Source organism: Mycolicibacterium fluoranthenivorans, from assembly GCF_011758805.1.
Lineage (GTDB): Bacteria > Actinomycetota > Actinomycetes > Mycobacteriales > Mycobacteriaceae > Mycobacterium > Mycobacterium fluoranthenivorans.
In genome coordinates this window covers 2777942-2796671 of the sequence record NZ_JAANOW010000001.1, presented here as the reverse complement: position 1 = coordinate 2796671, position 18730 = coordinate 2777942, and the positions used below count along the sequence as shown (strand labels likewise).

Genomic DNA, 18730 nt, shown 5'->3' with positions numbered 1-18730 from the left:
CCGGGTAGTCCCCGGGAGTCCGAACCGTGGCCAGGATCTGTTGATCTGGAAGTAATTTCGGACCATCACAGGAGGAACCATGGCGTCACCCAGTTCATCGGCGGAGTCGACCGATAAGTCACCTGTGCTCAACTGGGTGCTCGCCCTGGCAACCATCCCCGCTGCAGCCGCGGTGGTCGGGTTCGCCTACATGCAGGTACTCGGCACCGCGGGCTGCAGTGAGCCCGACTGCACGCGTCTGAACACCCTCGGGTTCAGCCTCATTCAGTACGGGGTACCGGCCGTCGCCGGGCTGGCGGTGGTGGCGTCGTTCGTCACCGCACGCCGGCGCGGCGGTGTACTGGTGCCGCTGGCGGCCTGGATGGTCATCGTGGTCGCCGTCCTCGTGCTGGTCTTCACGTTCCCGCACTGACGGCTGCGATGAATTGCTTTGGTGCTCAGTCGGATTGTGCGCTGCGCGCCTCTGCTCCCGACTCCCCGGCGTCGATCGCGTCCGCCCGGTGCTTGGCCATCTCATTCTCCTTCGTTTGCCAGCGCGTGACTCTGCGCCGGCACGTTTTCCGCGAGCTCCAGTTCGAGCACCATCGGCCGGTGGTCGGAGATCGGTAATTCCGGTGTGCTGCAACGCCGCGCTCGCAGCCGCGGATGGTCGGTCAGCAGATGATCGAGCTGGCGGGTGGGCCGATGCGCCGGGAAGGTGCGAGCGGCGGCCAGTGACCGCATACCCGACCATCGGGCGGCCGCCGCCACGGGCTGGTTCAGATCGCCGAGCAGCAGGCGCGGGCCCGGTAACGCGGACAACTCACGGCACAGCCGACGCAGCTGAAAGCGATTCCAGCCCGGGACGAAGCTGAGATGGGTGCTGGCCGCGGTGACCTCCCCCAGCGGGGTGTCGAAACATCCGGCGATGGCGACCCGCGGCTCCTCATCCATCAGCATCACCCGGCGCGTGCCCGGCAGGTACGCCGGAAAGCGGAACGGGATCCGGGGCGGGTAGACGACATGCCAGTCGCGCACCGGGTAACGCGACAGCAGGGCGACGCCGTAGGCGGTCGCGCCCGGTTGCTCATCCCCGGTCGCCGCCGCCCACACGGCCCCGGGCGTACCGGAGATCGTGGCCGCGAACCGATGGGCCACAGCCCCCATCGCGTCGGCGGCCACCGCCGTCAGATCCGCCCGCCCCGAGCGGGGCTGGTCGACGTCGACCTCTTGCAGCGCCAGCAGGTCGACATCCAAGGCTCGGATGCAATCGGCAAAGGCATCCACGTCCACCGCGCCGCCGGGTCTTCGCCCGTGCAGGATGTTGAAAGTGCCTACCCTCATCGGTAACCCATACCCAATCCAAGCACGCGCACACCTTGGGCCGCTGACCTGCATCGCTCAGCCGCTCCGCCCGGCCGGCTCAGCGCCACCTCCGGGCCATTGGCATCAGCGTGCGCCGATCCCTTGAACCCCCAGGACAGCACCGGAGACTGGACGGGCCGGCAACAGCGGCGTGGAATGGCCTTCCCGGTGTGCGCGTTGTCGGTGAGAACCGGATAGGAAAGCGAGACACTGTGCCCGATCCAGACCTCATCCATCTCGCCGTCGCCCTGGACGGCACGGGATGGCATCCGGCGGCCTGGCGTGAGCCCGACGCCCGCCCCCATGACCTGCTCACCGCCGGGCACTGGGCCGATCTGGTCGGCACTGCCGAACGGGGGCTGCTGGACCTGGTCACCTTCGAGGACGGTCTGGCCCTGCAGTCCGACCATCCCTGGCGCTCCGACGAACGCACCGACCGGGTGCGCGGCCGACTCGACGCGGTCCTGATCGCCTCCCGGGTGGCCCCCACCACCCGGCACATCGGCCTGATCCCCACCGCGATCACCACCCACACCGAGCCGTTCCACCTGTCCAAGGCCATCGCCACGCTGGACTACGTGAGTTCCGGCCGGGCCGGCGTCCGGGTGCAGATCTCGGCGAGCCCCGAGGCCGCCGGGCATTTCGGACGGCGCGTGATAGGTGAACGCTCCCCCGCCCTGACCGACGATCTGATCGGTGAGGCCGCCGACTACATCGAGGTGCTACGCCGGCTCTGGGACAGCTGGGAGGACGACGCCGAGATCCGCGATGTCCGCACCGGACGGTTCATCGACCGGAACAAGCTGCACTACATCGATTTCGAAGGCACACACTTCTCGGTCAAGGGGCCGTCCATCACCCCCCGCCCACCGCAGGGCCAACCGATCGTGGCCGCGCTGGGGCATGTCGACCCCGTGTATCAGTTGATCGCCGGCGGCACCGATCTGGGGTTCGTCACCCCGCACAGCACCGACGAGACCGCCGCCCTGGTGGATACCATCGCCGCGCAGCGGCCCGCGGGGCTGGCCCCGGTCCGGGTGTTCGCCGATCTGGTGGTGTTCCTCGCCGACACCTCCGCGGCGGCCCACGCCCGCAAAGCCCGCCTCGATGAGCGGCTCGGTGCCGAATACCGCAGTGACGCCGAGATATTCGTCGGCACTGCAGCCGAATTGGCAGATCTTCTGCAGCAGTGGCATGCCGCCGGCGCGGCCGGATTCCGGCTGCGCCCGGCCACCCTGCCGCACGACCTGACGCAGATCACCGACACGCTGGTCCCAGAACTGCGCCGCCGTGGGGTGTTCCGGGACCACTACCAGGGTTCCACGCTGCGCGACCTGCTCGGCTTGTCGCGCCCCGCCAACCGGTACGCAGGAGTCTAGATGAGCAAGCCCGTCAAGCAGATTCACCTGGCCGCCCACTTCCCCGGTGTCAACAACACCACCGTCTGGAGCGACCCCGCCTCCGGCAGCCACATCGAGTTCAGCTCATTCGTGCATTTCGCCCAGACCGCCGAGCGCGGCAAGTTCGACTTCCTGTTCCTGGCCGAGGGGCTGCGGCTGCGCGAACAGAACGGGTTGATCTACGACCTCGATGTGGTGGGCCGGCCGGACACCTTCACGGTGCTGGCCGCGCTCGCCGCGGTGACCGACCGGCTCGGCCTGACCGGCACCATCAACTCGACGTTCAACGAACCCTATGAGGTGGCGCGGCAATTCGCGTCGTTGGACCACCTGTCCGACGGCCGTGCCGCCTGGAACGTCGTGACATCCTGGGACGCCTTCACCGGGGAGAACTTCCGCCGCGGCGGCTATCTCGCCGAGGATCGGCGGTACTCCCGGGCCGAGAGCTTCCTGCGCGCGGCGCACACCCTGTTCGACTCCTGGCACGGCGGCGAGGTGGTCGCCGACAAGGAGCGCGGGGTGTTCCTCGCCGATCCGCAGGCCGGCGCATTCTCCTACGCCGACCAGCATTTCGATATCAGCGGCCGGTTCAACGTGCCGCGCAGCCCGCAGGGCAGGCCGGTCATCTTCCAGGCCGGCGACTCCGATCACGGCCGCGAGTTCGCCGCGTCGTCGGCGGATGCCATCTTCTCGCGCCACGGCACCTTGGAGGACGGTCAGGCCTTCTACACCGATGTGAAGGGCCGGCTGGCGAGATACGGCCGCAGCCACGAACAGCTGCTCATCCTGCCCGCGGCCACGTTCATCCTCGGCGATACCGATGCCGAGGCCGCCGAGATCGCCCACGAGGTGCGGCTGGCCCAGGTCAGCCCCGCCACGGCCATCAAATTCCTTGAGCAGCTGTGGAATCGCGATCTGTCCGACCACGACCCGGACGGCCCGCTGCCCTCGGTGGACCCGCTCGTCGGCGAGAACACCATCGCCAAGGGCCGGGCCAGTGTGCGGATGCACCGGGACCCCGTCGCCGTCGCCAACGAATGGCGCGCCAAGGCCGAAGCCGAGAACATCACCACCCGTGAGCTCATCGTCGAGGTGACCGGGCGACAGAGCTTCATCGGATCGCCTGCCACTGTCGCCGAGTCGATCAACCACCTGGTGCAGTCCGACGCGAGCGACGGGTTCATCCTTGTCCCGCACGTGACCCCGGGCGGACTCGACCCGTTCGTCGACACGGTGGTGCCGTTGCTTCAGGAGCGCGGCGTGTTCCGCGCCGACTACACGGGCACCACGCTGCGCGATCACCTGGGTCTGGCCGAGCCCGCCCGGCAGTCCCGGGCCAGCTAGCCACCTCCTATGTTGGGGGTATGACCGAGCTACGGGAGATTCAGACACCGCAGGGTGTGCTGCGCTATTACGACAGCGGCAGCGGGCCGGTGCTGCTGTTTCTGCACGGTTCCGGCCCGGGTGTCACCGGTTGGCGCAACTTTCGGGGGATCCTGCCGGCGTTCGCGGCGCACCACCGTTGCCTGATCCTGGAGTTTCCCGGCTTCGGTGTGAGCCCCGATGTGCGCGGGCACCCGATGGTGACGGCGCAGGCGGCGGTGGCCCCGTTCCTCGACGCGCTCGGGGTGGATCGGGCCGACATCATCGGCAACTCGATGGGCGGCGGCGTCGGCATCAACTTCGCCATCCACCACCCGGAGCGGGTCGGCAAGTTGGTGACCATCGGTGGTATCGGCACCAATATCTTCTCCCCGGGCCCCAGCGAGGGTATCCGCCTGCTGCAAGAGTTCACCGAGGATCCGACCCGCCAGCGGCTGGTCGATTGGCTGCGCTCGATGGTGTACGACGAGCGGCTGGTGACCGAGGAGTTGATCGAGGAGCGCTGGCACTTGGCCACCGATCCCGACACCCTTGCCGCGGCACGGCGGATGTACGGCAAGGCCGCCTTCGCCGGGATGATGAAGGCCATGCGGGCCGCCGACGCGCCGATGCCGTGGGCACAGATGCACAAGGTGGCCGCGCCGACCTTGCTGACCTGGGGCCGTGACGACCGGGTCAGCCCCCTGGACATGGCCCTGATCCCCATGCGCACCATCCCGCATGCCGAACTACACGTCTTCCCGCACTGCGGGCACTGGGCGATGATCGAAGCCAAGGCCGCATTCGAGAGCACCGTGCTGGCGTTCCTGGCCCGGTGACGGGTACCTACGACCTGTCCACACCGCAAGGCCGGCAAGCCTGGCGCCGGGCGCGATCATGACCCCGCTCGCCGACTGGATCTGCTTCATGCTGTCGGATTCCGCCGATTTCCTCTGCGGCAGCATCATTTTCGTCGACGGTGGCACTGATGCCTTCTTCCGCACCGACGATTGGCCGCGGACGCTGCCGCTGCGCCGGCTGCCGGGCTACCTGTGGCGCTTCGCCCGCGGTCCGGGGCATGCTTGACGCCATGGCTGTACAGACCATGCAGGCCTGGCAGGTCCGCAAGCCCGGACCGCTGGGCACCCGACCTCTGGAGTTCGTCACCACCCCCGTCACCGAGCCGGCGGGTGATGAGGTCCTGATCGCCGTGCGCACCTGCGGCGTGTGCCGCACCGACCTGCACGTCACCGAGGGTGATCTGCCGGTGCACCGGCCCCGGGTCACCCCCGGGCACGAGGTGGTGGGTGAGGTGGTGGCCATCGGACCTGCGGTCACCGACCTCGGCGTCGGCGACCGGGTGGGCGTGGCCTGGCTGCGGCACACCTGCGGTTCCTGCCGGTACTGCCTGGCAGACCGGGAGAACCTGTGCCCGCAATCCCGCTACACCGGCTGGGATGCCGACGGTGGGTACGCCGAATTCGTCACCGCACCAGCGCCATATGTGCACCAATTGCCGTCGGGCTACACCGACGCCGAGCTGGCCCCGCTGGTGTGCGCGGGCATCATCGGCTACCGGTCGCTGCTGCGCGCCGACCTGCCACCGGGCGGACGTCTGGGTATCTATGGGTTCGGCGGCAGCGCGCATATCACCGCCCAGGTGGCCCTGGCCCAGGGCGCCGAGGTGCATGTGATGACCCGGGGTGACCAAGCCCAGGAACTCGCGATGGCACTGGGTGCCGCGTCGGCACAAGGCCCCGCGGACCGCCCGCCCGTGCCCCTGGATTCGGCGATTCTCTTTGCGCCGGTGGGTGAATTGGTGTTGCCGGCGCTGGAGGCGCTCGACCGGGGCGGCACGCTGTCCATCGCCGGGATCCACCTCACCGACATCCCGGTGTTGAACTACGAGCGGCATCTTTTCCAGGAACGCCAGGTACGTTCGGTGACGTCGAATACCCGCACCGACGCACGCGAGTTCCTGGCGTTCGCCGGCCGGCACCGCATCGAGGTGAGCGGTCCGGAGTATCCGCTGGATCGGGCCGATGCCGCACTGGACGATCTGAGTGCAGGGCGGATCGCCGGTGCGGCGGTGTTGCGTGTCGGCTGAGCAGATGAATTCAGCGAACTGGGTCCGACGGCCCGCGCGGGCGGCAATGATGGATCCAGACCCGAGCTCGACGAGGAGCGCTTGATATGACCGCGATCGAAAACAACGTGACTTTCACCTCGGCATTCGACGATGACGTCGCAGCCACCCAGGCCTATTTCGACAGCGAGCGCTTCGAGGGCATCACCCGGCTCTACTCGGCGCGCCAAGTCGTCGAGCAACGCGGCACCATCCCGTCGGACTACCCGGTCGCGCGGGAGGCCGCCACGGCCTTCTTCCCGTACCTGCGTGAACTGTTCGCCCAGAAGAAGAGCATCACCACCTTCGGCCCCTACTCGCCCGGCCAGGCCGTGGTGATGAAACGGATGGGCATCAAGGGCATCTACCTCGGTGGCTGGGCCACCTCGGCGAAGGGGTCGATCAGCGAGGACCCGGGGCCCGACCTCGCCAGCTATCCCCTCAGCCAGGTGCCCGACGAAGCCGCCGGACTGGTGCGCGCCCTGCTGACCGCCGACCGCAACCAGCACTACCTGCGGCTGCAGATGACCCCCGAACAGCTTGCGGCAGCGCCGCCGCCGGTGGACTACCGGCCGTTCATCATCGCCGACGCGGACACCGGCCACGGTGGTGATCCCCACGTGCGCAACCTCATTCGCCGCTTCGTCGAATCGGGCGTACCGGGCTACCACATCGAGGACCAGCGTCCCGGCACCAAGAAGTGCGGCCATCAGGGCGGCAAGGTGCTGGTGCCGTCCGACGAGCAGATCAAGCGACTCAACACCGCCCGCTTCCAGCTCGACATCATGCGGGTGCCCGGCATCATCGTGGCCCGCACCGACGCCGAGGCGGCCAACCTCATCGACGGCCGTTCTGATGAGCGTGATCAGCCGTTCCTGCTGGGCGTCACCAATGTCAAGATCCCGTCGTACAAGTCCTGCTTCCTGGCGCTGACGAGGCGCTTCTACGACCTGGGTGTCACCGAGATCAACGGGCACAAGCTGTATGCGCTGCCCGACGGTGAGTACGCCACCGCCGAGGCCTGGCTGGACCAGCGGGGCATCCTGCGCCTGGTCGCCGACGCTGCCGCGTCGTGGAAGGACAACCCGCGCCAATCCCTGGACAAGCTGTTCGACAAGGTCGAGTCGGCGTTCGTCGATGCCTGGCAGGACGATGCCGGGCTGCAGACCTACGGCGACGCGGTGGCCGACCTGCTGGAGTTCCGGGAACGCGAAGGCGATCAGCCCGCCATGAGCGCCAAGGAATGGCGCAAGTTCGCCAAGACCGCTCCGTTGTATGTGGCCAAGGAGAAGGCCAAGGAACTCGGCGCCGATGTGGCGTGGGATCCGGAGCGGGTGAAGACGCCGGAGGGCTACTACCAGATCCGTGGCGGCATCCCGTACGCGATCGCCAAGTCGCTGGCCGCCGCGCCGTTCGCCGACATCCTGTGGATGGAGACCAAGACCGCCGACCTGGCCGATGCCCGTGAGTTCGCCACCGCCATCCACGCGGTGTATCCGGACAAGATGCTGGCCTACAACCTGTCGCCGTCGTTCAACTGGGATACCACCGGGATGAGCGATGACGAAATGCGGGCCTTCCCCGAGGAGATCGGCAAGCTCGGGTTCGTCTTCAACTTCATGACCTACGGCGGTCACCAGATCGACGGCGTGGCCGCCGAGGAGTTCGCGACGGCATTGCGCCAGGACGGCATGCTGGCGCTGGCCCGGCTGCAACGCAAGATGCGGTTGGTCGAATCTCCTTACCGCACACCGCAAACCCTGGTCGGCGGGCCGCGCAGCGATGCCGCGCTGGCCGCGTCGTCGGGGCGTACCGCCACCACCAAGTCCATGGGCAAGGGCTCCACCCAGCATCAGCATCTGGTGCAGACCGAGGTGCCCAAGAAGCTGCTGGAGGACTGGCTGGCGGTGTGGAGCGAGCACTACCAGCTCGGCGAGAAGCTCCGTGTGCAACTGCGCCCGCGCCGCGCCGGTTCGGATGTGCTGGAGCTGGGCATCTACGGCGACGGTGAGGAGAAGCTGGCCGATGTCGTCGTCGACCCGATCAAGGACCGGCACGGCCGCAACATCCTCACCGTGCGGGACCAGAACACCTACGCCGAGAAGCTGCGCAAGAAGCGCCTGATGGATGTCATCCACCTGTGGCTCATCCACCGGTTCAAGCCGGAGATCGTCTACTACGTGACGCCCACCGAGGACAACATCTATCAGACCGAGAAGATGAAGAAGCACGGCATCTTCAGCAACGTCTATCAGGAGGTCGGCGAGATCATCGTCGCCGATGTCAATCAGTCCCGCATCGATGAACTGCTGAACTCCGACGGGGTGGCGCTGGGCAGGTTGATCCGCAAGGAGGACTGAGTCTCACCCCAGCCCTCACCCCTCGGTGAGGAACTCGACTGCGGCGTTCAGCGCGGGGCGGTGTCGCAGGATGCGGTAATGCGCCAGGCGTCCGAGTCCCCTCGTGGTGATCAGGTTCGCCGACGGCCATACCGCTGCGATGTGGCGGCTCGTCTCGTAGGGGCTGTCGCGGTCGTCCGGGTCGTGCACCAGCAGCAGCGGCGGGTTGTCCGCCCGGGCTGCCATCGCCGAGATGTCGGTGTCGAACAGTGGCATGCCGAGACGGCGGTCCAGGCGGCGGTGCAGCCGGCTGCGGATGCGTGGGCCGAAGCCGTGCCGGTCGGCAAAAAGGTCGAAGTAGAGCGAGAAGTCACCCATCGGCGCCAGGAAGACCAGGCGTTCGGCCGATGTCCCCCGGGCTACGGCCAGTGCGGCGGCCTTGGCGCCCAGGGAGTGGGCGACGATCGCGCGGGCGGCACCGTGCTCGCGCACCACGGCGCCGACGGCCTCGGCGCACTCCAGGATGGTGGTCCGACCCGCTGCGAGCGCTCCGGGTTCGGAGTCGTTGTGGCTGGGCAGGTCGAAGGCGATGACGCGATATCCGGCCGCGACAAGCGGTTTGACGAAGACGCCCATATGCGCCCGGCAGCCGCCCCAGCCGTGCACCAGGTATACAGGCGGTCCATCACCCCACGCCTCCCCGGCGATCCGGTGGCCGTCCCACTCGGCTTCGATCGGCTGGCTCGGCGGCACCCCGGGGGGCATGCGCTGGCTCAGGTCGACCTCCGGCGGAGTGCACCACAGCTCGATCGCCCATCGGGCGCCCCAGCCCGGTGCGAACCGCTCCAGCAGCCCGAATGCCCGGCGCACTCGCGGCTCGACGGGCGGTTCGACGCCCGAGCCTGCCTCATCCGGGTCGAGCTCAGTGTTCACCAATCCCCCAGCCTGTGAGCCGCTAGCGGCGGCTCGCGGCGATCATATCGAGGTCTGCACGAGGTCGGCCGCGGGCTCCTCGCCCAACCCCACCAACGGGCCACCCACGCGGGCGATCACCGGACTGAGTGCGGCCAGCGCCGCCAGTGCTACCGACACCACGATGGCCCCGACGAAACCATGCGCATCGGCGGCCAGGCCCGCACTGGCCGTACCGACCGCGCCGCCGATCAGCGTTCCGCTGTTGAGCCACCCGAAGGCCTCCGTCGTCGCGTGCTCGACGACCCCGCGCGACACCATGAGATAGAGCGCCGAGAGCGCGGGCGCGAAGCCGAGACCCGACGCGAACAGTACCGCGAGCGCGAGCCCGTGCTGCTCGATGACACCGAACAGTGCGGTCCCGACGGCGACCGTGGCGAGTGCCGCGGACAGGCCGCGTAGGCCGATTGTGCGGTGCCCCAACGTGATACCACCCACCAGCGAGCCGAAGCTGGCCACCGCGATCGCCGCGCCGGTCATGGGGCTCCCGACGCCGTAGCGGGCGACGACACCCACTTCGAGCGCGGTGAACGACGCGATCAACGGCAGGCTGGCGGCGATGGCGAGCACGACCGCCCGATTTCGCAGGATCGCGCCGAAGCGCGTGCGACCACCTCCGGTCACCGATCGCACCCGGCGGGCGCTGAACAGAAACCACACCGTCCCGACCACCGTGATGACCGCCGCCACGACCAGCGGCAGCGCGGTCGAGAGCGTCGAGGCCAGGACCGTCACGGCAAGCGGCCCCACGACCCAACACACTTCCTGGGCGGTGGTGTCCAGTGCGAACAATGCGCGCAGGCCGGGCCCGGACACCATGGACGGGTACAGCGACCGGACGACCGGCGCCAGCGGGGGTACCGACGCGCCGATCAGCATCCCCAGCACCACGAGTGAAGCCGGTGACGTCCCCGCTACCGCGAGGGCGACCAGCGAGACACCGTTCACCGCGGCCGCGATCATCAAGGTGGCCGTTCTCCTCGCCTTGCCGGCGATTCGCGCGATCAGCGGCATGGCGATCGCCTCGGCGACACTCACGGTGGCCACCACGGCTCCGGCCAGGGCATACGACCCGGTCTTCGCCTGAATGTGCAGCAGGACCGCCAGCGACAGCATGCCCATGGGCAACCGCGCGAACGTCTGCGATGCCACCACGGCCAGCACGGCCGGCGTCCGGAACAGACCTGCGTACACCTTCACCTGCGGCACTGTACCGTCCAGACGGTACAGTACGGAATCGATTTACCGTTAGGCTCTGGCGATGAGTTCGGCACGTGACCGCATCCTCGACGCGTATGAGGAGTTACTGGCACTCGAGGGTGAGCGTTACGCGACGCTCGATGCCGTCGCGGCCAAGGCGAACGTGTCCAAAGGTGGCCTGCTCTACCACTTTCCGGCGAAGGACGAACTCAGCAACGCATTGTGCGAACGGCTGGTCGCGCTGGCCGCCGAGGACCTCGATGAGATGCGCAGCGCGGCCGAGGGGCCGGCGCGCTACTACGTGCGCACGTCACGCTATGAGGGAACCGCCCTGGATCGGGTGCTCGTCGCCGTCTCGCGACTACAGCAGGCGGGCAATCCGCGTGCCCGCGCCGCCATCGAAGAGGCATCGAACAATTGGTTGGCCCTGCTGCACGCCGCCCTGGGCGATCTCGCCATGGCCCGGGCCGTCAAACTGATCGGCGACGGCCTGTACTACAACGCGCTGTACCGCTCGGTCGACGGGCGTCCGGACCCGTCCGCCGGCGACGACGAACTCCTTGCGGTCATCGACCGGATCACCGGAATCGCTACCTGAGACCGACCGGCGTCGCGACGATCGCCAGCGAATCACCGACAACGGTCAGTTCGCGCGAGCCGATCCGCTCGGCCAGTCGGCGACGCAGTTCCACGCCCGCTTCCTCGTCGAGGGTCAGGAAGCTCGAGTAGGTGAACAGCAGCTCGATCCACTGTTCACCGGAGAACTGCAGGGTGCGCGGATACTCCGTGAGCGCGACGGCGAAGCCGGCCGCCTTGAGTGCGCCGGTGACACCGTCGGTGTCGTTCGTGCGGGAGTAGGCGGAGACCTCCAGGTAGTCCCGGTAGATGTCGTCCATCTCGATTCCGACGGGGCGCTCGGCGCGCAGCCGGTTCCAAAGCAGCGCCAATCTGCCTCGCTCGCCGAGGATCTCGGTCACCTTGGGTAGCGCGACGGCCGGGTCCACCCAGTGAAACGACGCCGCGAAGGTGACCAGATCGAATCGCCGGCCGGCCGGCTCCCAGGTCTCGAAGGTCGCGATCTCGGTCTCGATTCCCTTGGCCCGGGCGAATTCGGCCATCCGCTCGTCGGGTTCGACGGCGAGGACCTGCAGCCCCTGGTCGGCCAGTTGGCGCGCGACCCTGCCGGTGCCGGCACCGACGTCGAGTGCGGTCTTCGCGCCGGTCGCAAGTAGATCGTCGACCAACGGTGCGGGGTAGCCAGGCCAGTGCGCGTCGTAACGCTGCGCGGCCCCGCCGAACGAATTGGCTCGTCGACGATCGGTGAACAGGCGGGTGGACGGCGGCATGCGGCCGACGGTACCGAGCAGCCCTGTGACGACGCTGGGGCCGTGCTGCATTCGCGATCGTGATCGGTGAGTTGCCGAACCGAAATCAGCGCAAATCACAGTGGCCACATTGGTCACACAGGCACAATTAATCACACGAGCCTCATTGATCACAATTTCGCCGGAGCAGCCAATCATGAGGAAATTAATTCTGCGCGCGGACCGTCTCGGCGGAACAAAGAGCTGCCACCGCGCGGGTGATCACCTCACTGAACTGGGCTGATCGCGGCGCGTGGACGGGACCACCCGACCCCGAGTTCCATACTCACCAGCCCCACAAGAAGTAATACAACCCATAGAGCACACTAAGTATCAGCCGCCAGTCTGTTTATCTTTCGCCTCATCCGTAAACTCCACACACGCGAGCAGTAATGAATATTTCTCGACCACACCGTTATCGATCAGAAGGTCTAAGGGGAAGACTCGGATGAGCGTGCGAACGGCCCTGGTGGCGGGCGCAGTGGGTGGTGCGATCGGTGTCGTTCCGTTGAACGTGGCTGTGCCGATCGCCGATGCAGAGCCCAATTGGGATGCCATGGCGCAGTGTGAATCGGGCGGAAACTGGGCCGCCAACACCGGAAACGGCTTCTACGGCGGTCTGCAGTTCACGCCGTCCACGTGGACGTCCAACGGCGGTGTCGGTTCGCCGTCTGCAGCAAGCCGGGGCGAACAGATCAGAGTGGCCCGAAATGTGCTGCAAACCCAAGGCATCGGGGCGTGGCCGGTGTGCGGTGGGCCGGTGGCGCAGGCAGTCAGCACATGTCGGCTTCTGGTGTCCTGGATCCCGGTCGGTCGGCTGCCACACCTGTGCTCAGAGGTCCTCAAACCCTTTACCTGACAGCGCGTCTCATGACCGATTGGTCAGCACAGGTGTGTGAGGCGGCAGAACGGGGAATTGTGGCGCGGGTGCGGGCCGGTCCTGGGCGCGTTGCCCGGGTCGGTGGCGGCAGGCTCGGGCGTGACCGGCTCGGGCGCCGGCGCCGGGCTCGGTAGCGCGGCCGGCATGGTCCAGATGCCGATCGGCTGTCCAGACGGACCGTAGTAGCTGGCCGCCGCGGCGGCCATCAACCGCAGCTGCGTCGGCTGCGCATCGGGCTTGACGTGGAAGAACACCCAACCGTCAGCGTCACCGCTGACCGGGGATGGCAGCGGCGGCATCGTCAGCACGGTGGGCGGCACCGGGCGCAGTTCCTCACCGTTGCTGGTGTCCAGACGCAGGCCGGCGTTGAAACCGGTGGTCTCCAGTGGTGCGGTGGCACCGCTGATCGAGATCTCGATGCCGAGTTCCAGGTCGCCACTCTGGCTTTGGTGGGTCAGCGCGAGATTGTCCGCTCGCGGCGTCATCGTCATTCCTCGCGCGGATTCCGCGGTACCCAGAGGTGCGGCCACCGGCGCCACAGCCGTCGGTGTGGGCTTGGCGCTCGAACTCGGATTGGCGAGCACGTCCATGATGGACGCGTGATGAGCAGGCTCCGCTGAACAGCCGACCGTGACGAGCACGGCGGCGACTGCAGCTCCGCGTCGAATCAACATGTCCATTGAACGGGTACTTTCGCACACCGGTCGGCCCCTGCGACAGCCCCGGTGGCGCCTTACTGGCGCCAGACCGCACGAAGCCCTCGATGGTCAACGCGGCACACTGACAGGACGATGTTCCGATCCAGGTGTGACGGCCAGCAGCGCGGCGCCGACAGTTCCGGCGCCGACTGCAAGCGCCAGGCCCAATGCCCTTTCGACGGGCGGTAGCTGACGCCACGCGATGATGATCGCCGCTACGTCACCGCCATCAGTGATCAGGCCCGCAAGCAGGTTCGGTCTGATCGATGAACGATTACGCTCGGCACCAAGCACACTCAGCCCGATACCGACTTCGCGGGCGCCCATTCCACGCACAAACACGCCGGCCGCCGGGGTTGCGCCGCCGAGGCCCGTCATCGACTTCCCGACGATTGCCGGCGCCACGAGGGCGGCCATCCCGAACCCAATCCGGGCACAGGCATAAACCGTCACCCCGCGCACGGGACCACCTCAACGATCCAGTCACGCGCCCTCTCCAGAACAGCACCGGGCTCGAAGCGCTCAGCCGACCACCTGTCGGCGCGAACCGTTCCGCGCATGCGGTAGCTGTTCATGATGTCGACGTGGCGAGGCAAGTCGATGAACCGCTGCAGGCTCTGCTCGTCCTCCCATACCGATATCGAGCCGCCACGCAACGCGGCAGGAAGGGACCATAGCCATAGACCCACGGCGCCGGACATGCCGTACCAGCCCATCCTCATCCGGCAACCTCTGGCAGCGACACCCGGCACATCGCGACGGTGTGCTGCACGAATCTCGGTGACGCTTACCACTACCGGGCCTGTTGTCGATGCGCCCGGTCCCGGCATCCACGGCACGATCACCGGTGTCGCAAGCAGCCGTGCTGCGATGTTCGGTTCTTCCACCGCTATAGCATCACGCCTACAATTGGTCTATGTCACGGTCCAATCCGGATGTATCTCAACGGACCAATTCATCGGCTGGTTTCTCGCCCGAACTACTCATCCATCTGAACCGCTCCCAGCGTGTCGTGCGCGAACAACTCGCTCAACAACTGCGCGCCATGATCCGCGACGGTCGACTACCGGCCGGTGCGCGCCTTCCGCCGACCCGCGTCATGGCCCGCGACCTCGACGTGGCCCGCAGTGTCGTCGTCGACGCCTACCAACAGCTCATCGCCGACGGATATCTCTCCGCTCGCCAAGGATCCGGCACTCGTGTGCTTCCCGTATCCTCGGACCGCCCCGCTGTGGACTCCCGATCAGCTGAAGTCACCTCTGCCATAGGTCTTTTCGCCGGACTTCCCGATCCAGCACTATTCCCCCGCGCCGAGTGGCTGCGCCACTACCGCACCGCCCTCCAGGCGCTTCCCGACGGTCGCCTCGGCTATCCCGGGCCCGCCGGCGTACAAGAACTGCGTGACGCACTTGCCGACTATCTGTCCCGCGTCCGCGGCGTCGCCGCTGCACCAGAGAACATCCTCGTCTGCAGTGGGATCACGCAGGCGATCACTCTCATCTGCCGGGCACTGCACGCACGCGGCGTCCGAACGATCGCCATGGAAGATCCTGGCTTCGGACTACACCGCCAGGCCATCATCAACGCCGGATTGAACGTCACCGGCGTGCCGGTCGACGATGACGGACTCCACGTGAACGCCCTTGATAATCTCGACGTCGGCGCACTCCTCACCGCGCCGGCCCACTCCTACCCCACTGGTGCGGTGCTGAGCACACCGCGGCGCACCGCACTACTTCGCTGGGCGCGACAGCGCAACATGGTGATCATCGAAGATGACTATGACGCCGAATTCCGTTACGACAGTGCGCCCCTGGGTGCCTTACAAGGACTCGCACCCGAACACGTCGTCTACACCGGCTGCGTGAGCAAGACCCTCACCCCTGCGCTTCGGCTCGGGTGGATGGTGCTACCACGATGGTTGACCGGCGCGGTGGTCCATCAGAAACTGCTCGATGACACCGGCACCAGCGTCTTGGAACAGCGTGCGCTCGCACGGTTCATCGAGACCGGCGGCCTCACACGTCATCTGCGACGAGTGCGACCCATCTACCGCCACCGGCGCGACGCAGCCGTTCAGGCGACCGCGACCGCATTGCCCGGTGCCGCGGTGAAGGGAATCGATGCCGGACTGCACCTCTACGTGGAGTTACCGCAGTGGTGCGACGAAGCTGATCTGCTCACCGCAGCACGCGAGCGTGGCATCGTGATCGAAGGGGCCAGTTGGCACTTCCACAGCCCGGCGGTCGCCCCACCCGCACTGATCATCGGATATGGGTCCACCACGGAGGCCACCGTTGGCGATGCACTCACCAGACTCGGCGAAGTCTACGGATCGGCGCGAGCAGGGTCCGTCTAGCTTCCGTCGCGATCTCGAGCAAGCGACGCAAACGCATCGGCAGTCGCACGGTCGGCGGGAAAGAGCAACTCCATGGCCAATTCGGAAATCGTGACTTCGAACGGCATGTCGAATGTGCCGAACATGCCGAAGAACGACCACTCGCCGCCGCCGGGCGCCCGGACTCTGACCGGACCTAGATTCTGCGCGAAGTCGGATTCGCTTGCCGCGCCTCGATCTTCGCTGGACAGGTAGGTGTCGAACTCGTCCAGAAGCTGTGCAAGCTGCTTGTCGGCGGTGGCGGCAAGCTGGCGCTCAATGCGATCACGAAAGTAGCCCATGACATCGTGGGCGTTGATGATCTGCGGAATCAACTCCAGACCGATGCGAAGTACGTTGACCGGCGGGTCGAGCAACGCAGGATCGATGGTCGCTATGAGCGGTTGTATGGCTGCGTTCGCGGCGACCAGATTCCAGTGACGGTCGAAGACGACCGCCGGATAGGGCTCGTGACTTTTCAGAATCCGCTCCAGCGCTTCGCGGACTGGCGCGAGTTCGGGTGCGCCGAAGGGATGCTCAGGGAATGCTGGAGCATGCCCAGCGGCGAGCAGTAGCAGGTTGCGTTCGCGGAACGGGACGTCGAGCCGCTCTCCAAGGCGCAGCAGCATGTCTCGCCCGGGCTTGGAGCGGCCGGTCTCGATGAAACTCAGATGCCGCGCCGACACGCCCGCATCGAGCGCAAGCTCTAGCTGGGTCAGCCGACGCCGTTGCCGCCACTCCCGCAGCAGCGGCCCGACCTGCGGAGCGGAGCCAATGGTTGCCATTCGCATCGACTGTAGCCGCATCGGGTTCGCGGCTCCATTACGTCTAGGTAATCGACAGCACGACCTTTGATCTCAACGATTACTGAAGCAACCGTGAGGAGAACGACATGACTACATTGCTTCGACGGGTGGTCTGCGGCATAGCTGGCGCCTTGATGATCGTCGCATTATTCCTGCCGTGGGCCCAGGTTCAGGACGCCGACCGCATCGCGTGGGGGTTGTGGAAGCTCACTTTTCCGCTCTGCGTGGGCCTGGCCGGGTGTGCGTTGACCACCGCGATCACCGGCGGACAGATCGGCCTGAACAGACCGGATGTTTCGATCATCGGCACAACCGATGGTCTTGGTGTAATCACCACAGTGACACTGGCCTGGCTGCTGTTCTACGACTTCCCTGCCCACGCCAGCCCCCAGCCGGCCCTCATCCTGGCGTTGGTATCGGCGGCCGCCGCAGCCTTCGCCGCCGCAGACTACGGCCCCCTGCGGGGAGCACCTTTGTTTCCACGACTGGTCGATGAGGGACGCATGTCGGCCACCCGGAGATGACCCACAAACTCACATCTCGTCGTAGGCTGTGACGCATCACGGTCCTTCATTGTCGCAAGATCAATCCAGATTCCACGGGTGCGTGTACGTCGTGACGGTGGCACCTGTACTCGAGGTGAGCCGGACAAACGGCCGCAGGAGCACCCCGCCGGCGACACCGGTCACCGTGCCGTGCGCATTCGACACGGCCACCGCACCTTCGGCACCGGAAACACCGGTGGAGAACGTCGAAACCTCCTGCGTACCAGGGCCATTACTCAGGTTGGACGTGATCGATACGCCGGGGAACAGATTCGGGGTGATGACCCGCAGGTACCCGTTGCGCGGGTTACCCTTGTCGGCCTTGACATTCGGCGTGGTGTAGGTGAAAGAGACGTTCATACCGAGGGCCCAGGGGAAGCCGACCTGATAGCCGAGCTCCAGCTTGCCCTTGAACCCGGCGGCGTCAGGACCGGACACCGCGTAGGTGGCCTTCCCCGAGTGAAACCACTCGCGGGTGAGCGGGTTGCGGTCCAGGGACGCGACACCCTCGACGACGGTGTCCCATTGCTGAACCGTCAGGGTCCGGCCCGCGCCGTCGACGGCACTGAGCTGGTCGTCCAACCGTGCGTGTGCGATGCCATTGCCCGCCCCCACCAACGATCCCACCGCGATCGCCACCGCCGCTGCCCTCCGCGCGATCATGCACTCACCTCGATCTCCTCGCCCCGCCTGGTTCTCACCACACTGGCGCGAACCCGCGCCGCGCGATATCGGTCACCCGGCTGGCAGCGACCGCCGATCGGCTGAGCGGTCCGGCGCCGGGGGCGCGGGGCGAAATTCTGGACAGTCGGCTGAACATCTCAGTCGGCTCGGTGATGACGCAAAGCCGGGCCGGCAGTGATGGTCGATGACATGCTCCTGCTCAACGAACCTGCCGCCGTGTCCAGCACACCGGCGATGGCCCGGCGCAGGCTGGTCGCGATCATCGTCGTCGCCCTGTCGGTAATACTGAACGGCACGGTGATCGTGACCATCCATATCGCGAAACCATCTCCACCGGAAGAGGTTTCACTGGTATCGCCCAAGAACCCCGCACAGTGACCGGGAAGGGGCAGTGCCAACGGTGGAGTCGACTTGCCGCGCTGGCAGTCACCGTCTCGTCGGTGGGGTGGGCCAGCGTGTCGATGGTGACAGCGGTCGATCTGTCCACCAGCACCGTGACCGTGCGGCCAGCCGCTGACGGCACATCGCTGGAGATCGTCACCCGAGGATTCGATGATGCGCGCATCCTCGACCAGACCATCGACATGATTCGGACCGGATTCTCGGCACCGGAACAGTGAAGCAGCAGGCGGCT

General features: G+C 66.8%; 21 protein-coding genes and 1 pseudogene. 13 read left to right on the top strand and 9 right to left on the bottom strand.

Going from position 1 to position 18730, the window contains the following annotated elements; all coding sequences use genetic code 11:
• Positions 1 to 79 precede the first annotated feature (79 nt).
• The gene (locus FHU31_RS13615; RefSeq protein WP_167159023.1) at positions 80 to 412 is read left to right on the top strand and encodes a hypothetical protein; all 333 of its coding nucleotides are present in this window, start codon (positions 80 to 82) and stop codon (positions 410 to 412) included.
• A 101-nt stretch (positions 413 to 513) separates the two neighbouring features.
• Here FHU31_RS13615 and FHU31_RS13610 read toward each other — a convergent pair whose 3' ends face one another.
• Positions 514 to 1323, bottom strand: a complete 810-nt coding sequence (locus FHU31_RS13610) for an endonuclease/exonuclease/phosphatase family protein (RefSeq protein WP_167159021.1) — start codon at positions 1321 to 1323, stop codon at positions 514 to 516.
• Positions 1324 to 1556: 233 nt separating this feature from the next.
• Here FHU31_RS13610 and FHU31_RS13605 point away from each other — a divergent pair, with 233 nt between their 5' ends.
• The 6 genes and pseudogenes from FHU31_RS13605 to aceA all read left to right on the top strand — a co-directional run bounded on the left by FHU31_RS13605 (position 1557) and on the right by aceA (position 8591).
• Positions 1557 to 2723 (top strand): LLM class flavin-dependent oxidoreductase, encoded by a 1167-nt coding sequence (locus tag FHU31_RS13605; protein WP_167159019.1) that lies wholly within the window; start codon positions 1557 to 1559, stop codon positions 2721 to 2723.
• Positions 2724 to 4088: an NtaA/DmoA family FMN-dependent monooxygenase gene (locus FHU31_RS13600; RefSeq protein ID WP_167159017.1), complete on the top strand. Its 1365-nt coding sequence runs from the start codon at positions 2724 to 2726 to the stop codon at positions 4086 to 4088. It abuts the gene before it with no gap.
• 20 nt (positions 4089 to 4108) lie between these two features.
• Entirely contained in the window at positions 4109 to 4945 is an 837-nt protein-coding gene (locus tag FHU31_RS13595) for an alpha/beta fold hydrolase (protein ID WP_167159014.1), read from the top strand.
• Positions 4935 to 5192 (top strand): annotated as a pseudogene (locus FHU31_RS13590) (hypothetical protein); the annotation flags it as partial. The gene FHU31_RS13595 and the pseudogene FHU31_RS13590, both read left to right, overlap by 11 nt.
• Positions 5193 to 5196: 4 nt before the next feature.
• Positions 5197 to 6213 carry a zinc-binding alcohol dehydrogenase family protein gene (locus FHU31_RS13585; protein ID WP_208410222.1) on the top strand — a complete coding sequence of 339 codons (1017 nt, stop codon included), beginning with the start codon at positions 5197 to 5199 and terminating at the stop codon, positions 6211 to 6213.
• A gap of 86 nt (positions 6214 to 6299) precedes the next feature.
• Entirely contained in the window at positions 6300 to 8591 is a 2292-nt protein-coding gene (gene aceA, locus FHU31_RS13580; protein WP_167159012.1) for an isocitrate lyase ICL2, read from the top strand.
• Between the two features lie 15 nt (positions 8592 to 8606).
• Here the strand turns inward: aceA and FHU31_RS13575 are convergent, their stop codons facing one another.
• On the bottom strand, positions 8607 to 9503 hold the full coding sequence (locus tag FHU31_RS13575) for an alpha/beta fold hydrolase (protein WP_263988088.1): 897 nt from the start codon (positions 9501 to 9503) through the stop codon (positions 8607 to 8609).
• A gap of 42 nt (positions 9504 to 9545) precedes the next feature.
• Complete coding sequence (locus tag FHU31_RS13570) at positions 9546 to 10742, bottom strand: MFS transporter (protein WP_167159008.1); 1197 nt, start codon at positions 10740 to 10742, stop codon at positions 9546 to 9548.
• Positions 10743 to 10803: 61 nt separating this feature from the next.
• Between FHU31_RS13570 and FHU31_RS13565 the strand changes: the two genes are divergently transcribed.
• Positions 10804 to 11340: a TetR/AcrR family transcriptional regulator gene (locus FHU31_RS13565; RefSeq protein ID WP_167159006.1), complete on the top strand. Its 537-nt coding sequence runs from the start codon at positions 10804 to 10806 to the stop codon at positions 11338 to 11340.
• Here the strand turns inward: FHU31_RS13565 and FHU31_RS13560 are convergent.
• Entirely contained in the window at positions 11333 to 12088 is a 756-nt protein-coding gene (locus FHU31_RS13560; protein WP_167159004.1) for a class I SAM-dependent methyltransferase, read from the bottom strand. The two genes, FHU31_RS13565 and FHU31_RS13560, sit on opposite strands and share 8 nt — an antisense overlap.
• A 466-nt stretch (positions 12089 to 12554) precedes the next feature.
• Between FHU31_RS13560 and FHU31_RS13555 the strand changes: the two genes are divergently transcribed.
• Complete coding sequence (locus FHU31_RS13555; RefSeq protein ID WP_167159002.1) at positions 12555 to 12965, top strand: transglycosylase family protein; 411 nt, start codon at positions 12555 to 12557, stop codon at positions 12963 to 12965.
• Positions 12966 to 12988: 23 nt separating this feature from the next.
• On the opposite strand, the gene FHU31_RS13550 is transcribed toward FHU31_RS13555, so the two are convergent.
• The 3 genes from FHU31_RS13550 to FHU31_RS13540 form a co-directional block, all read right to left on the bottom strand.
• The gene (locus tag FHU31_RS13550; protein WP_167159001.1) at positions 12989 to 13627 is read right to left on the bottom strand and encodes a hypothetical protein; all 639 of its coding nucleotides are present in this window, start codon (positions 13625 to 13627) and stop codon (positions 12989 to 12991) included.
• Positions 13628 to 13753: 126 nt separating this feature from the next.
• Complete coding sequence (locus FHU31_RS13545; RefSeq protein ID WP_167158999.1) at positions 13754 to 14146, bottom strand: hypothetical protein; 393 nt, start codon at positions 14144 to 14146, stop codon at positions 13754 to 13756.
• Positions 14134 to 14571, bottom strand: coding sequence for a hypothetical protein (locus FHU31_RS13540; protein WP_167158997.1), 438 nt, complete (start codon positions 14569 to 14571; stop codon positions 14134 to 14136). Before FHU31_RS13540 ends, FHU31_RS13545 begins: the two co-directional genes overlap by 13 nt.
• 125 nt (positions 14572 to 14696) lie before the next feature.
• Between FHU31_RS13540 and pdxR the strand changes: the two genes are divergently transcribed.
• Positions 14697 to 16043, top strand: coding sequence for a MocR-like pyridoxine biosynthesis transcription factor PdxR (gene pdxR / locus FHU31_RS13535; RefSeq protein ID WP_263988090.1), 1347 nt, complete (start codon positions 14697 to 14699; stop codon positions 16041 to 16043).
• On the opposite strand, the gene FHU31_RS13530 is transcribed toward pdxR, so the two are convergent.
• Positions 16040 to 16846, bottom strand: a complete 807-nt coding sequence (locus FHU31_RS13530; protein WP_167158993.1) for a helix-turn-helix domain-containing protein — start codon at positions 16844 to 16846, stop codon at positions 16040 to 16042. The two genes, pdxR and FHU31_RS13530, sit on opposite strands and share 4 nt — an antisense overlap.
• Positions 16847 to 16998: 152 nt before the next feature.
• Here FHU31_RS13530 and FHU31_RS13525 point away from each other — a divergent pair, with 152 nt between their 5' ends.
• Positions 16999 to 17391, top strand: a complete 393-nt coding sequence (locus tag FHU31_RS13525) for a hypothetical protein (RefSeq protein WP_167158991.1) — start codon at positions 16999 to 17001, stop codon at positions 17389 to 17391.
• A 60-nt stretch (positions 17392 to 17451) separates the two neighbouring features.
• On the opposite strand, the gene FHU31_RS13520 is transcribed toward FHU31_RS13525, so the two are convergent.
• Positions 17452 to 18075 (bottom strand): porin MspA, encoded by a 624-nt coding sequence (locus FHU31_RS13520; protein ID WP_167158989.1) that lies wholly within the window; start codon positions 18073 to 18075, stop codon positions 17452 to 17454.
• Positions 18076 to 18285: 210 nt separating this feature from the next.
• On the opposite strand from FHU31_RS13520, the gene FHU31_RS13515 reads away from it, so the two are divergent.
• Complete coding sequence (locus tag FHU31_RS13515; protein WP_167158987.1) at positions 18286 to 18474, top strand: hypothetical protein; 189 nt, start codon at positions 18286 to 18288, stop codon at positions 18472 to 18474.
• Positions 18475 to 18536: 62 nt separating this feature from the next.
• Positions 18537 to 18716 carry a hypothetical protein gene (locus tag FHU31_RS13510; RefSeq protein ID WP_167158985.1) on the top strand — a complete coding sequence of 60 codons (180 nt, stop codon included), beginning with the start codon at positions 18537 to 18539 and terminating at the stop codon, positions 18714 to 18716.
• Positions 18717 to 18730: the final 14 nt, after the last annotated feature.